Raw genomic sequence first — 13,823 nt, 5'->3', positions numbered from 1 at the left:
CCCGTGCTCGCCGTTTCCAACAAAAGTGCCCCGCATCATCGGATGCGGGGCACTTCTGTTTCAGAGTTCAGTTGTTTCAGGGTTCAGCGCGCAGCGATCGCATCGGCGAAGGCGAGAATGCGTTCGGCATCGCGTACGTGCAAATTTTCGATCATCTTGCCGCCCACGGTGACGACGCCCTTGCCAGCGGCCGTGCCCTCCTCGAAGGCAGCAATGACTTCGCGAGCATGCTCGATCGCCTCGGGCGACGGCGCGAAGATTCGGTTGGTCGGCTCGATCTGCGACGGATGGATGATCGTCTTGCCATCGAAGCCGCAGTCCCGACCCTGAGTGGCCTCGACCTCGAAACCTTCGGCATCCTTCACGTTGTTGAATACGCCGTCAAGGATCACCTTGCCGGATTCTGCCGCAGCCAGCTTGGCTAGCGATAGTGCCGTCAGGATCGGTGCACGACCGGGTATGTGGTCAGCGTGAAGCTCAGCGACCAGGTCATTGTTGCCCATCACGAGGACTGCGAGCCGTTCACTTGCGGTACAGATGCCATAAACGTTGCGGATCGCGGTCGGGGTCTCGATCATGGCCCAAATGCGAGTCGTCTCCGGCGCGCCGGCGGCAACTATCGCGGCTTCGATCGCGCGCACCTCATCGGCTGAGTTGACCTTCGGAACGAGAATGGCATCGGGGCCAGCCTTCGCTGCGGCCGCCAAATCATCGGCATGCCATTCGGTGTCGATGCCGTTGGTGCGGATCACGACCTCACGGTGGCCGTATTCACCCGACCGGGCCGCTGCGCATACGCGGTCACGCGCTTCGGTCTTTGCATCGGGCGAGACCGAATCCTCAAGGTCGAGGATCAGCGCGTCCACGTCAAGGGTCTTGGCCTTCTCGAGTGCGCGCTCGTTGGCGCCAGGCATGTAGAGGACAGAGCGGCGGGGGCGGCTGGCACTACTTTCGGAACGAGTCATGAACTATCTCCTACTCAGAAGCCGTAGCTGGTGGCGAGTTCGGAATCGCGCTCGGAGAGCTGCTTGGCGAGATCGAGCATGACCAAGCACTGCTTGACCGAGGCGTCATCTTCCATTTTGCCGTCGATCATGACCGCACCGGAGCCATCGCCCATCGCTTCGACAACTTCCTTGGCGTGCCTCACGTCTTCGGGCGCCGGTGAGAAGACGCGCTTGGCGATCTCGATCTGGACCGGGTGCAAGCTCCAAGCGCCGACACAACCCAGCAGGAACGCATTGCGGAATTGGTCCTCGCAAGCCACGACGTCCTTGATGTCGCCGAACGGTCCCCAGAACGGGAGGATGTCGTTGGCAGCACAGGCATCGACCATGCGGGCGATCGTAAAGTGCCACAGATCCTGCTGGAACGTCGAACGGCCAACCGTCAGGTCTTCGCCGGTGGGGTCGGTACGAACAAGGTAGCCGGGGTGTCCACCGCCGACGCGGGTGGTCTTCATGCGGCGGCTGGCAGCCAGATCGGCAGGTCCGAGGCTCATGCCCTGCATGCGCGGACTGGCGGCAGCGATCTGCTCAACATTGTTGACACCAGCGGCGGTCTCGAGCAACGCGTGAACGAGGATCGGACGCTTCAAGCCGGCGCGTGCCTCAAGCTGGGCGAGGATCCGATCGATGTAGTGGATGTCCTCGGGGCCTTCGACCTTTGGGACCATGATGACGTCAAGTTTGTCGCCGATTTCGCTGACCAGGGTGAACAGGTCATCGAGGATCCACGGCGAATCCAAACTGTTGATACGGGTCCACAACTGGGTGGTGCCGAAGTTTGTGGCTTTCACGATGTCGACGAAACCTTGGCGCGCGGCTTCCTTCTTCTCGGTCTTCACGGCATCTTCAAGATTGCCGAGAATGATATCGACCTTCTTCGCAATGTCCGGGACTTTTGCAGCCATCTTCGGGTTGCTCGGATCAAAGAAATGGATCATCCGCGAGGGCGGAAACGGAATCTCGGTGACCGGTGCCGGGGCTCCGACAGCTAGGGGCCGGAAGAAGGCTTTAGGACTGCGCACGCGAATTCGCTCCATTTCATCGGGTCAAAACTTCCCTCAGTATGGCGAATCCCGACTGCATGTGCCTAGGGCGGGGGTCACATCCGAATTAACGTTCGTGCATCAAGTGGGCGACTTCGGTCGCCCGTGAGGTGCTTTCGGCCTCAAGCCCGGCGATTGTGCCGGACTGATCGGCCGCCGATCGATTCTGGCTGAGTTTGGCCTTGGCTTCGACGTGCTCGACGCTTAAATGGAGTCCGACGATTGCCTTCAGCATGCCGCGGACGAATCTCTCCGGCGCATCGGTGACTGCCCAAGGGTCGCTCCGCGGGCGCTCGTGTCGCTCGGTCAATTTTGTCACTGCGTTGAGCAGCCACTCGGGTTCGTGGTGCGTGGTGACTGTGCCAGTGAAATGGATCGCAGTGTAGTTCCACGTCGGCACGGCCTTGCCGTGGATGGCCTTGCTGGGATACCAATTTGGCGAAATGTAGGCCTGCGGTCCTGCGACGATAGCGAGGAACCGGGCGCCATTCTCGATCGACTTCCACTGTGGGTTGGCCCGGGCTAGGTGAGCGATGATCTCGCTGCCATCGGCGCTCCATAAGATCGGCAGCAGGGTAGCTATCGGCGTGCCGTCGGGTTCGACGGTGATGATCTCGGCAGAGCCAATCGTCTCGACCATACGACGAATTTCCGCGTGGTCGCTCATCAAGTTGTCATGCGGGATATGCACGGCGCTAGATTCCCAACACAGTCTTGGCGATCAGGAAATAGATGACCAAGCCACTCGCATCGCAAAATGTTGAGATGAATGGAGTGGAGAATACGGCTGGATCGACGCCAATGGCCTTGGCAAGAAGTGGCATCGTGCCGCCGACGGTAGCGGCAAGTGTGCAGACACATACGAGGGTTGTTCCGATGATAAAGCCGATATCCTGGCCATAAACCATTCCAGCAACCAAGAACCCGAGTAGCCCGAGTAAAAATCCCATCATTAACCCGACTCTGACCTCACGGAGCGCCACGGTCCCCACGTCCCGTAATCGCACATCGCCCATTGCCAATGCGCGGGTCACTGTGGTGGCGGCCTGCGAGCCGGTGTTACCCCCTGTTCCAGTTAATAGGGGGATGAACAAGGCCAGCACAACCGCGCTTGCGAGTGCGCCCTCGAACACTTCGAGTACTTGGACGGTGAGCACTGCTGAAACTGCCAACACGAGAAGCCACACGATGCGAGAGCGGACAATCGACAGGATCGAGGTCGATAGATAGGGCCGCAGCAGTGGCTCCGTGGCACCGGCGCGGGCGGAGTCCTCTTCCTCGGCCTCGGCCAGTATGCGCGCGGCGTCGTCGACGGTAAGGATGCCGATGACCCGCTCCTCACGATCGACGACCGGCATCGCCAGCAGTTGTAAATCCACGCAGCGGCGCGCGGATTCTTCCGCATTGTTTTCGGCGCGGGCAAATAGCGGAATTTTCATGATTTCGCCCACGGTCGATTCGGCCGGTGCCAGCAGCAGATCGCGAAGGCTGATAACACCCACAAGGATCCGTCCGGCATCGGCGACGGGCATTAGGTAGACCGTTTCCGCGGTGGCGCCGACCGAGCGTACGTGCGCAAGTGCATCGACGACTGCGGATTCGGGCCGTAAGCGGATGAACTCGGGATTCATTCGGCGGCCGACGGACGAGCGTGGATAGCCGAGCATGGGTGCGGTGAGGAGCCGTTCCGCGGGGGAGAGGCCCTGCATCAATCGGGCCGCCAAAATTGCCGGTAACTCGTCGACGAGACTCGCCCGGTCATCGGGATCAAGCATCTCGAACACCGCCACGACGTGGTCATCACGCAAACTCGAGATCAACTCGCTGCGCATGCCTCGGGTGAATTGTTCGAAGACCCGCAATGCAGACTCTTTTGGCAGCAGTCGAAACATCACGGCCCGCGTGTTGGCGTCAAACCGTTCCAACACACGTGCTAGATCATCGGTCTGAATCGTTGCGAGAATCCGATCGAGGGTTTCGAGATTTTCCGACCGTGCAGCTTCGGTTAGCTCAGCAAGCGCCGTGTCAAAATCCATTGTCTTGCCCATGAACGCCATCATGTCAGATGTCCGGCTTAGGCTTCGTCGTTGCTTGATGTGAGACCACGATGTGCCGATAAAAGCTCGATCTCGGGTCGCGCTGCAACGAAGTTTTCAATTGTGTCGAGAACGTCGATGACCTGTTGGCTATCGGCGGCAACGATGCTGGCACCGATACCGGTGCGACGATGCAGGTCGAGATGCCCAGTCTCGGCCGCCGACACTGGGTACCTGCGCTTCAGTTCCGCGACGAGCGGGCGGACGAGCGACCGTTTTTCTTTTAAAGAATGCACATCGCCCAATAAAATGTCGAACTCGATCCAGCCAATCCACATGGAACCAGTGTGGCTCACGTTGCTCAGTCGTAGTGTTGCATCGCTGGCCAGACCTTCGGCCAACCGCCGAGCGGCACGTCGCAGATCGAGATCGGTTCGCCTTGCTCTTGATTACGGACCCCGTAGGTGTTGTTGAGCTGACCGGCAACGCTGCACTTTTCGAAGTGTTTGGCCAGCTTGGTAGGCGACGTCCCGACGAAGATCGCAATGGTTGCCGACGCAGGCGGCCGCGCCAAGAAATACAACTCATTCTGGGCGCTGTAGACCTTATCGATGCCGTGCTCTGGCCCGTATCGGGCGATCGCGCCGGCCTCTCCGTAGTTTTCGGCGACAACGACAGTCGAAGGCTGGTCTTTGGCGGGAATCGTGTCTCGCACGCGCGCGACATCAGCCACATACTCGGGCCAACCGACTTGATCTTGGGCGATCTGATTGAACGTGGGGACCGGTGTCGAGCCGAGATGGTGCAACGAGACGATCGGCAACGCGATGAGCATTGAGATCACGGCGTTGACGGAGACAGCACCGACGACAGTCCATAGCCGCGATCGCGGGCCTTTGGCGATCCAATCGGCGACAACGACGCACCCGGCCGCCAACATCGCGGTCATCAGACCGAGTGAATAGTAAAACTGAGAGCCACCGATGAAGACGAGAGCCAGCAACACCGGAAGCGCCACCGCTACGAACTTCGCGCGTCGCCACTCGGTCCGACGGGCGAACCCGACGATCCCAGCGATCCAGATCGGTATCAGTGGGATTCCGAACATGACAGTCAGGATCGGAATCGTCAGGATCCGGACGTTGGTCGCATTGTGATAGGCGAGCGCGTGCCCCATCGTCGACTGCGGCCAGTGGTGGGTTGCCTGGTAAATAATGTTCGGCGCGCCAACGACGAGAGCGATGATGCCGGCGAACCAGGTCCAGCGCGACCGCAGCAGATGATGTGGGCCGACGAGGGCGATGCCGGCCGCGAGACTGATCAACAGCAGCGCGATCAGCAATTTGTTGTACATGCTGAGTCCGACCAACAGCCCGACTGCGAGCCACCATTCGGGACGTTTGCGCAGGATAGCCCGCAGCACGAACAAGATGACCGCCGGCCAAACTACAAGATCAACGGTCGAGGTCAACAGGACGCGTGCGAATTCCAATGGGAGCAGTGAAGTGCCGTATGCCCACGCACACAATGTCTGTGCGCCGCGCCCGCCACCAAGCTCACGAGTGATCAGCGCGACGACCGCGATCGAAACCGCCATCAGAATCGTCGCGGGGATATGGATCGCCCAAGTCTCATCGGCGAGGCTACTGAACATCCGCGCGATCAGCGGGGTCAACGGCGGTTGATCGACGTACCCCCACTGCAGCGGCAGCATCCGGAAATACAATTCGTCGCGGTGATAACCGTATGCGGGACTGGCTAGGGTCAACGCCGCCGCCACTGCGACCATGGCGGCGAAGATCGGCCCACGCGCGACGGGCGGGAGGTGGAGCCGGCGCTCGTTACGGGAGTCCACGACGGCAGTCATGCCCTAGAGCCTATTGTGCCGGGGTGGTGCTGGGCTGACGCGGGCAACGACGGGGCACAATAGAGTCCATGCGTGCTGACTCCGAAACCTTGACGCCCGACTCTTCGGTGGGGCGTTTGCGCGGATATGACTGGGTGGCCCGCTTCTGGGTTGTTATCGCGGTGTTTGCCCTGATCACCGTTATTTGGTCGAACCACGTTGATGTGCCGATCCGCGATCCCCGTGGGTCCATGTTCATGCGCAAGGCGCTGCTGTCGGTGGCGATGTTCATCGTGTTGGCGTTGATCGACTCAGCGGTTCGCGTGGGTCGTCGTGCCTATCGGCCGCGCTTGCTGTTCGGCAAACTCAGGGAACGTTGGTCGCCCGAGCGGCTGCTACTGACCTTTACCGGGCTGTTCGGCTATCACCTCGTCTATTTGAACTATCACAACCTCAAAAGCTGGGTCGTGTTCAACGGCTTCCACGACGAGGCATTGCTTCGGCTAGACAAGTGGATGACCTTGGGTCACAGCCCCGCGGTCGTGATGCATGATCTGCTCGGACAGCATGTTGCGGCGATAGTGTTGGCGGAAATCTATGAAGCGTTCTCCTCCATCGTCCCGTTCTCATTCGTCGCGTGTCTCGTCTTCGCCGACCGCATTCGTGACGGGTATGTGTTCCTCACCGCCGCGATCTGGGCCTGGATCATCGGGGTCGGCTCCTACTATCTGATCCCGTCACTTGGGCCATTCGCCTCTGCGCCGCAGGACTTCGAGGGTCTCACCCATACCTTCATCAATACGCGTCAAGACACGCTACTGGCCAATCGGCAGCAGTTGTTGGATCATCCCGAAGCGCACGATTCATTCGCCAGCATCGGTGCCTTCGCGAGCCTGCACACCGGTTTCGCATTCATGATTGTGCTGATGCTGAGTTATTACGGGCTTCGACGGCTGACTCAGGTGATGACGGTCTTCCTGCTCGCGACGATGGTTGCGACGGTCTATTTCGGCTATCACTTCATCATCGACGACATCGCCGGGCTCTTGCTCGGATTGCTGGCCGTCACGTTGGCACAGGTTGTCATCTATCCCAAGCGAAAAATCAGGTTCTGGGTTCGGTCCTAGGCTTTCGGCAGTGCTAGTCCTTCGGCGGCCGAATCATCCATCGGATGGCCGACGTGGCAGCCAGACCCGTTGCGCGGACGGCCGTTGCCTCGGCGATCGGCAGGTATGGCAGGCGCAACGGGGTGCGGGACCATCGCGGCATCAGCCCGACGGCCGCGGCCGACAGCATCGTGTAGCCAGCCCGCAACTGAAATGGGATCGGCGGGCGCAGCAGCAAGAAACGGACTGTGCTGCGGGCGGCGGCGGTGCTTTCCAACTCGGGCCGGAAACGGTCGATGCAGTCGGCGAGTTCGGCCACCGATTCGGGCGGATCATCGGTGCCCAGCAATCGGGCAACGTTAGCGGCTTGAGCGACATAGGTGTCCTGCTCGGCAGCACTCAGCTTGCGGGCACCATAGCGATTGAAAGCACTCAGGAAACTGTCAGTTTCGGCGACATGAACCCACAGCATCAGATGCGGATCATTGGCTTCGTATGATCTGCCGTCTGGCGCGACGCCGACAATGTGTTTGTGCACTGCACGGACGATCCGGACGGCCCGCTCGGCCATCTCGTCGGTACCGAAAGTCGTTTCGGCGATGAACGTGCTGGTGCGTTGCAGCCGGCCCCATGGATCACCGCGGAAGCCGGAGTGTTGGTCGATTGCGGCCATCGCGAGCGGGTGCATCGACTGCAGCAGGAGCGCCCGAATGCCGCCGACGAACATCGAAGCATCGCTATGCACAATCTGGATCGGATCGTCGGGACCGAACCGGCGCGGACCGGCCGCGTTGAAGATCCGTTCGCGTCGTTGTGGACCTTCGTCGCCGGCAATCCGTTCAAAGACCACGGCGCCGAGACGATCACGTACCGCTTCGACTATCGAGCTCATGCTTGGAGCGTACCTGCGCAGGTGATGCAGGTGCTTGCCGTGGGCCTTGCTGCCAGCCGGCCCGCGGCGATCGGTTCACCGCAACGCTCGCAGTCGCCATAGGTTCCGGCGGTGAGCCGTGCGTGGGCCTGGTTGATCTCCTCAAGGCGGAAGCGGGCCTGCCGGATCGTCGTTTCGACCTGGGATCGTTCGAAGGCGATCGTGGCGCCCTCTGGGTCGTGTTCGTCGTCGGCGTTGGAGTCGACCGATGCGGCGACAATCGCGTCGAAGTCAGACATTGCGGCTTTGAGGCGGGCGAGCGCAGCATCGCGGGCGGTGTCGAGTTGTGCTTCGATGCGGCCGGGGTTCATGTCCCGTACGATCCCACAAGAAGCGCAACCTCAAAGGATCTGTTCCACATGACTTACGATATTGATTCAATTCGTGCACAATTTCCTGCCCTCGTCGAGGGTGCTGCCCACTTTGATGGGCCGGGTGGTTCGCAAGTCCCGCAATCGGTCGCCGATGCGGTTGCCACGACGCTCACGTCAGCGATTTCGAACCGCGGCCGAGTTACGCCATCGGAGCGACGCGCCGATGACATCGTTATTGCGGCTCGTGCGGCAGTGGGAGATCTCCTCGGCGCCGATCCACGCGGTGTCGTGTTTGGCCGCAGCATGACCCAGTTGACCTTCGATTTTTCGCGAACACTGTCCAAACATTGGGTGCCAGGCGATGAGGTCGTGATTTCGCGATTGGACCATGACTCCAATGTTCGCCCATGGATCTATGCCGCCGAGTCAGCCGGTGCCACGATCAAATGGGTCGACTTCGACCCCCAGACCGGCAATCTTGCAGCAGCTGACGTTGCCAAGGTGCTGTCTCCCAAGACTCGGCTCGTTGCGCTCACTGCGGCATCAAATTTGATCGGCACGAAGCCGCCGATTGCTGAGATCGCCGAGCTCGTACACGCGGTCGGTGCGCTTTTCTATGTCGACGGTGTTCACTTTTCTGCGCACTCGCCGGTTGATTTTGCCGCGCTTGGCGCAGATTTCTTTGTGTGCTCACCGTATAAATTCTGTGGACCGCATTGTGGTGTCCTTGCCGCGCGTCCGGAACTTCTTGAAGAGTTGTTTCCCGACAAGCTGTTACCGTCCAGCAACGTCGTCCCAGAACGGTTCGAATTCGGCACTCTGCCGTACGAACTCCTTGCCGGTACGACAGCGGCGGTCGATTTCCTGGCCGGACTGGTCCCGGCCGAAGGCACCCGCAGGCAGGGTCTGGTGGCATCCATGAAAGCGCTTGAAGAGTACGAAGATGAGCTGCGCGTCGACCTCGAGGACCAGTTAGCCGCACTCGACGGCGTCACGATCTATTCCAGAGCGGACGATCGGACGCCCACTTTGCTCTTCACGATGGAGCAGCACACACCACGCGAGATCCAAGAACATCTGGCTGCAGCGTCGATCAACGCGCCGTCTGGCTCGTTCTACGCGGTCGAGGCGTCTGCGCGACTTGGCCTTGGGGACGCTGGCGGGGTCAGGCTCGGCTTGGCGCCGTACGCCACGGCGGGCGACATTACGCGCCTGATGACGGCGCTCGCCGATCTGGCGAGCAGCGCTCGTCCCTGAGCGTTGGCGCATTCATTGCAGGGCCGAGGTCAGCCGCATCACGTTGTCGACATACCGGAGACGCAGAGGACGACGTGCCCAATCGGCTGCCAGGAGCTCGATCGACACTTTTCGGTAGCTGTCTTCCACCTGACGCATCCGGGCCACGACCTCGGGGCCCAGCATCATGAGTGAGATCTCGTAGTTGAGCCCGAATGACCGCATGTCCATATTGCTCGAGCCGATGACCGCGACGCTGTCATCGATCGTGAAGTGCTTTGAGTGCAGGATCAGCGGAGCAGGGTACTGAAAGATTCTTACGCCGGCATCAAGAAGTGCCTGATAATAGGAGCTCTGCGCATGGCCGACCATGAACTGATCGGACACCTCGCTGACGAAGAGCTCGACTTTGACACCGCGCATCGCAGCTGTGGTGACGGCATATAGGAGCGATTCGTCGGGGACGAAGTACGGACTTGTGAGTGAGATCCGCTCGGTCGCACCGTAGATCAGGCTCGTAAACATACGAAGGTTATTCTCCGCGACGAAGCCGGGACCGCTCGGCACCAACTGACAGGTGACATCGCTGACGCAGCCCGCGTTGACGGCGGTAGTTTGCTTGTCGGGCACGGAGACATTGGGCATGACATCGGTTTCGACGTACCAGTCCGAGACGAACACCGCATCGAGCGCTGCCACGGCAGGGCCTTCAAGCCGCACCATGAGCTCGACCCACTTGCGTCCGATCTTGTGGTTTTTTGGCTTGTTGTAGCCCGGCTCGGTCAGATTTTGTGAGCCGGTGAACGCGACATTGTCGTCGACGACCAGAAGCTTTCGGTGATTACGCAGATCCGGGCGACGAAATCGGCCCTTGAACGGCTTGATCGGCAGCATGATCCGGAAGTCGATCGGTCCGGCCTCTAGACGTTTGAGCATTTCGTCGTACCCGGGAATGCCACGTGACCCAAGGTGATCGAACAGCATCCGCACCGCGACGCCCCGGGCAGCGGCGGCTTCGAGTGCGTCAAACAACGGACTGGTCATGTCATCCAGTGCCGTGATGTAGAACTCGATGTGGACGGACTCGCGAGCCAGCTCGATCGTCTTGACCATCTTGGCGATGGAGGTCGGGTAGTCCTCGATGAACTCCACGGTGTTGCCGCTGACCGCCGGCAGCGCGCTAAGCCGGCGGTTGAGGTGGACAATAGTGCGCAGCGCGGGCGTCGTGTCGACACCTTCGGGTTCGATCAGCCCTTCGGTGTGAGCCGCCACGATCTCGAAAGCATCACGTTGCCGCCGATGACGTCGGCGCCCCAACCGGGTGTTGCCGAAGAAAACGAAGCCGACGAATCCCAACAGTGGGCTCAGCAGGATCGCCAAGAGCCACGCCATCCCTGATGATGGGCGGCGATTGCCCGGGATGATGCCGAGCGCCGCGATCTTGAACAGGATTGACGTAGTAGCGAACGCGAATCCGATCACAAGAGCAATCGACGGTGGGCTGTTGTCGAGTACCGGGATCGCGGAAGTCATGATTGGAAGTCTGCACCAAGCCCGAGACCGCTGCCGCGTTGGCTCGGCTGAACGATCGAGTTCGAGGACACCTCGGGAATGTGCCCGGCACCGCGCGATTCGGCCAGCAACCAGCCCTGAGCCTGAACACCCATACCGCGGATGGCGTCGAGCTGTTGAGTAGTCTCGACGCCCTCGATGACGCACGGAATGTCCAGAGCGTGCGCTATCGACGCGATGCCACGAACGATCGCCGAGTGGGTTCGCATGTCAGGCAGACCGGCGGTGAAGGAGGCATCTACCTTGAGGATGTCGACGGGGAGCCTCGTGAGATTTTCCAACGTGGCGTAGCCCGTTCCGAAGTCGTCGATCGCGACCCGCACGCCTGTCGACCGGAGTCTTGCGAGTTCCGCAAGGGCCGACGGGCCAGCACGCAGTATGGATGTCTCGGTGATCTCGAGTACGAGCCGGGACGGCTCTATCGCGTATCTCTTCAGGGCTGCCTGGACTCGAGCGCGGAGTCCGCGATCGGTGAGCTCCCGCGCACTTATATTGACCGCAATGCTCATCGATGAGGGCCAGCTTGCGGCTTCGGTCAAGGCCAAGTCCATGACCCGATCACCTACTTCTTCGGCGAGACCGGCCGCCTCAGCAGCGATGATCGCCGGGAGGGTCGGTAGCAACCTGCCGTTGACGTCGTGAAGTCGTAACAACGCCTCAGCGCCGACGACCATGTTGCTGTCGACATCGACGACCGGCTGGAAGACGAGCGCAATTCGTCCATGCCGAAGTCCTTCGCGCATCGCGTTCTCGAGAACCTGTCGAGCTTCGGTGTCCGCGCGAAGGTTCGCATCGAACACGTCGTAGCGATCCCGGCCGCGCTCCTTGGCGCGGTACATCGCAGCATCAGCCCGCCTGATCAGTTGGTTCGGGTCCATGTCGGGTTCCATGGCGAGATCGGCGTGGGCGATGCCGACGCTGGCCGACACCGTGAGCGGGACTCCGTCCACGGTCACGTCTCTGCGTACGGCTTGGATGATGCGGCCGGCTACCGCCTGTAATTGCTCGAGACCCTCGTCCTGCTCGACCAGCACGACGAACTCATCTCCACCGATCCGGGCGACCGTGTCGATTTCTCTCAGCGATTGGGTGAGGTCGGCTGCGATGGAAACCAGCAACCGGTCACCGACTTCGTGACCGGCGCGGTCGTTGATCTTCTTGAAGCCGTCGAGGTCGATGAAGATCGCCGCCACGCTTGACCGCCCATTGCGGCCCGAACGAGCCGCTGTGAAGGCCTGCTCGAACCGCTCGAGCAGTAGCCGTCGGTTGGGAAGTCCGGTGAGTTCATCGATGAGTGCCAGATCGGTGAGCCGTTTCTCGGCATCACGGCGTGCGGTTATGTCCTCGATCTGGACCAGCAAAACGCTTGTTTCATCGTCCTCGATGATCCAGGTGATGACGACGCGTCCCCAGATAGCGGCGTCCGTCGAACCTTGTATCGCCATCTCGCCGCGAAGCTCACTCGTGTGATCGCGCATGACCTCGAGCACTCGCTCCCGATCGTGTGGGTTGGCGAAGAAAGACAGGATCGACCGGCCGAGAAGCTCTGACCCGCCCGACCTGAGGAGGGTGTCGAGGGCCTCGTTGATTCGCAAGACGTCGCCGTCGCTGTTCGCCAGAATCTTACCGGTCAGGCTCCCGTCGAAGACGCGCCTGAAGCGCTGGTGGCTGGCGCGAAGCAGTCTGCGCTCGTTGAGGACCATTTTGAGTTCACCGGCGCGGCGCCGGGCGAGAATGCTGACCCACGCAGCGAGCATGAGGAGGATGAATACCGCCACGGCCAAGTTGATTCGCTGCTGATGCCTGAAATCTGCTGTGGCGGCATCGACAATAGACGCGGGCTGCTCAGCGGTCACGGCCCAGCCGATTCCAGGCACCGGCCCCGCAGCCGTTAGGCGACCATCGACGGTGGTGCTGACTTTCCGTCCGGCAAGCGCCGATCTGGTGGATGGTGAAATTGACTGCGAAATCGGCTGCCCACGATCGTCCACCTTCAACGGCTCGAGCAAGGACTGTCCGGACTGGTCGCTGACGTGAACCGTGATGGCGCTGTCCACCAAGGCGCCGGTGCTGGTCGTCTGGAGCAAGTCCAACTGCAACAACAAAACGACATAGCCCACCGTGCGGTGCGTATCGGTGACCGGCGAAGCGACGGCCACGACGAGGGGTTGGCCAGCCGCGGCCGTGCGATAGCCAGCCGAGACGTACGGCCTGTTGGTGCGCGAGGCGCCTTTGAACCAGTCTCGATAGGAGAAGTTGCTTCCGATTAGGTCCTTGCGTTCAGGGTAGGCAACGAGATTCTTGCCGTCGACGTCGGACAGGAAAGCGACCGGTGAATTTTCGATGCGAGCCAGAGTTGTCAACTTGGCCAACGATTCCTTGAAATTCGTCGGAATTCCCGACCGGAGACTCCCGATGATGGTCGGGTCTGCAGCAAGCGAAGCGGTGGCTCGTTTGTAATCATCGGTCTGCCGGACCAACGCTCGGATGGCTGCATCCCTATTGCTCTCGATAACGCGTCGGGCAGTGTTTGTCGCACTGTCGGTCGCGCGCGTCTCAGAAACATGCGCGAAGACGAGGCTCAGAGTCGCAAGGAGGATCGCAACGCCAAGCGGGATGACAATGGGATGTCGAACCCATAAGGGCATACGGGATGTGTCGTTGGCCCTGCGGATTCGCAGATTCATGCAGTGACCTCCGTCGGCCCGTCCAAGGGTCGCATGTTTGCGGTG

General features: G+C 60.7%; 12 protein-coding genes. 2 read left to right on the top strand and 10 right to left on the bottom strand.

Going from position 1 to position 13,823, the window contains the following annotated elements; translation table 11 throughout:
- Positions 1-83: 83 nt before the first annotated feature.
- The 6 genes from AC2YB9_RS13550 to AC2YB9_RS13525 all read right to left on the bottom strand — a co-directional run bounded on the left by AC2YB9_RS13550 (position 84) and on the right by AC2YB9_RS13525 (position 5,953).
- Entirely contained in the window at positions 84-965 is an 882-nt protein-coding gene (locus AC2YB9_RS13550) for an HpcH/HpaI aldolase/citrate lyase family protein (RefSeq protein WP_487265864.1), read from the bottom strand.
- Between the two features lie 14 nt (positions 966-979).
- Positions 980-2,029: an HpcH/HpaI aldolase/citrate lyase family protein gene (locus tag AC2YB9_RS13545; protein WP_487265863.1), complete on the bottom strand. Its 1,050-nt coding sequence runs from the start codon at positions 2,027-2,029 to the stop codon at positions 980-982.
- Between the two features lie 88 nt (positions 2,030-2,117).
- A complete protein-coding gene (locus AC2YB9_RS13540) occupies positions 2,118-2,741 on the bottom strand; it encodes an FMN-binding negative transcriptional regulator (RefSeq protein WP_487265862.1) in 624 nt (207 codons plus the stop codon).
- 4 nt (positions 2,742-2,745) lie between these two features.
- A complete protein-coding gene (gene mgtE / locus AC2YB9_RS13535) occupies positions 2,746-4,098 on the bottom strand; it encodes a magnesium transporter (protein ID WP_487265861.1) in 1,353 nt (450 codons plus the stop codon).
- 26 nt (positions 4,099-4,124) lie between these two features.
- Positions 4,125-4,487: a DUF503 domain-containing protein gene (locus AC2YB9_RS13530; RefSeq protein ID WP_487265860.1), complete on the bottom strand. Its 363-nt coding sequence runs from the start codon at positions 4,485-4,487 to the stop codon at positions 4,125-4,127.
- Entirely contained in the window at positions 4,448-5,953 is a 1,506-nt protein-coding gene (locus AC2YB9_RS13525; RefSeq protein WP_487265859.1) for a glycosyltransferase family 39 protein, read from the bottom strand. Before AC2YB9_RS13525 ends, AC2YB9_RS13530 begins: the two co-directional genes overlap by 40 nt.
- A 68-nt stretch (positions 5,954-6,021) precedes the next feature.
- Between AC2YB9_RS13525 and AC2YB9_RS13520 the strand changes: the two genes are divergently transcribed.
- Positions 6,022-7,059 carry a phosphatase PAP2 family protein gene (locus AC2YB9_RS13520; protein ID WP_487265858.1) on the top strand — a complete coding sequence of 346 codons (1,038 nt, stop codon included), beginning with the start codon at positions 6,022-6,024 and terminating at the stop codon, positions 7,057-7,059.
- A gap of 13 nt (positions 7,060-7,072) precedes the next feature.
- On the opposite strand, the gene AC2YB9_RS13515 is transcribed toward AC2YB9_RS13520, so the two are convergent.
- The gene (locus AC2YB9_RS13515) at positions 7,073-7,930 is read right to left on the bottom strand and encodes an oxygenase MpaB family protein (protein WP_487265857.1); all 858 of its coding nucleotides are present in this window, start codon (positions 7,928-7,930) and stop codon (positions 7,073-7,075) included.
- Entirely contained in the window at positions 7,927-8,280 is a 354-nt protein-coding gene (locus AC2YB9_RS13510) for a TraR/DksA family transcriptional regulator (protein WP_487265856.1), read from the bottom strand. Before AC2YB9_RS13510 ends, AC2YB9_RS13515 begins: the two co-directional genes overlap by 4 nt.
- Positions 8,281-8,328: 48 nt before the next feature.
- Here AC2YB9_RS13510 and AC2YB9_RS13505 point away from each other — a divergent pair, with 48 nt between their 5' ends.
- A complete protein-coding gene (locus AC2YB9_RS13505; protein ID WP_487265855.1) occupies positions 8,329-9,540 on the top strand; it encodes a cysteine desulfurase-like protein in 1,212 nt (403 codons plus the stop codon).
- A gap of 12 nt (positions 9,541-9,552) precedes the next feature.
- On the opposite strand, the gene cls is transcribed toward AC2YB9_RS13505, so the two are convergent.
- Together cls and AC2YB9_RS13495 are read right to left on the bottom strand one after the other, a co-directional pair.
- Positions 9,553-11,052, bottom strand: coding sequence for a cardiolipin synthase (cls, locus tag AC2YB9_RS13500; RefSeq protein WP_487265854.1), 1,500 nt, complete (start codon positions 11,050-11,052; stop codon positions 9,553-9,555).
- Positions 11,049-13,778 carry a bifunctional diguanylate cyclase/phosphodiesterase gene (locus AC2YB9_RS13495; protein ID WP_487265853.1) on the bottom strand — a complete coding sequence of 910 codons (2,730 nt, stop codon included), beginning with the start codon at positions 13,776-13,778 and terminating at the stop codon, positions 11,049-11,051. Before AC2YB9_RS13495 ends, cls begins: the two co-directional genes overlap by 4 nt.
- Between the last annotated feature and the right edge of the window lie 45 nt (positions 13,779-13,823).

It is taken from the genome of Aeromicrobium changchenzhani (assembly GCF_057586615.1).
This window is presented reverse-complemented; position numbering and strand designations above follow the sequence as displayed.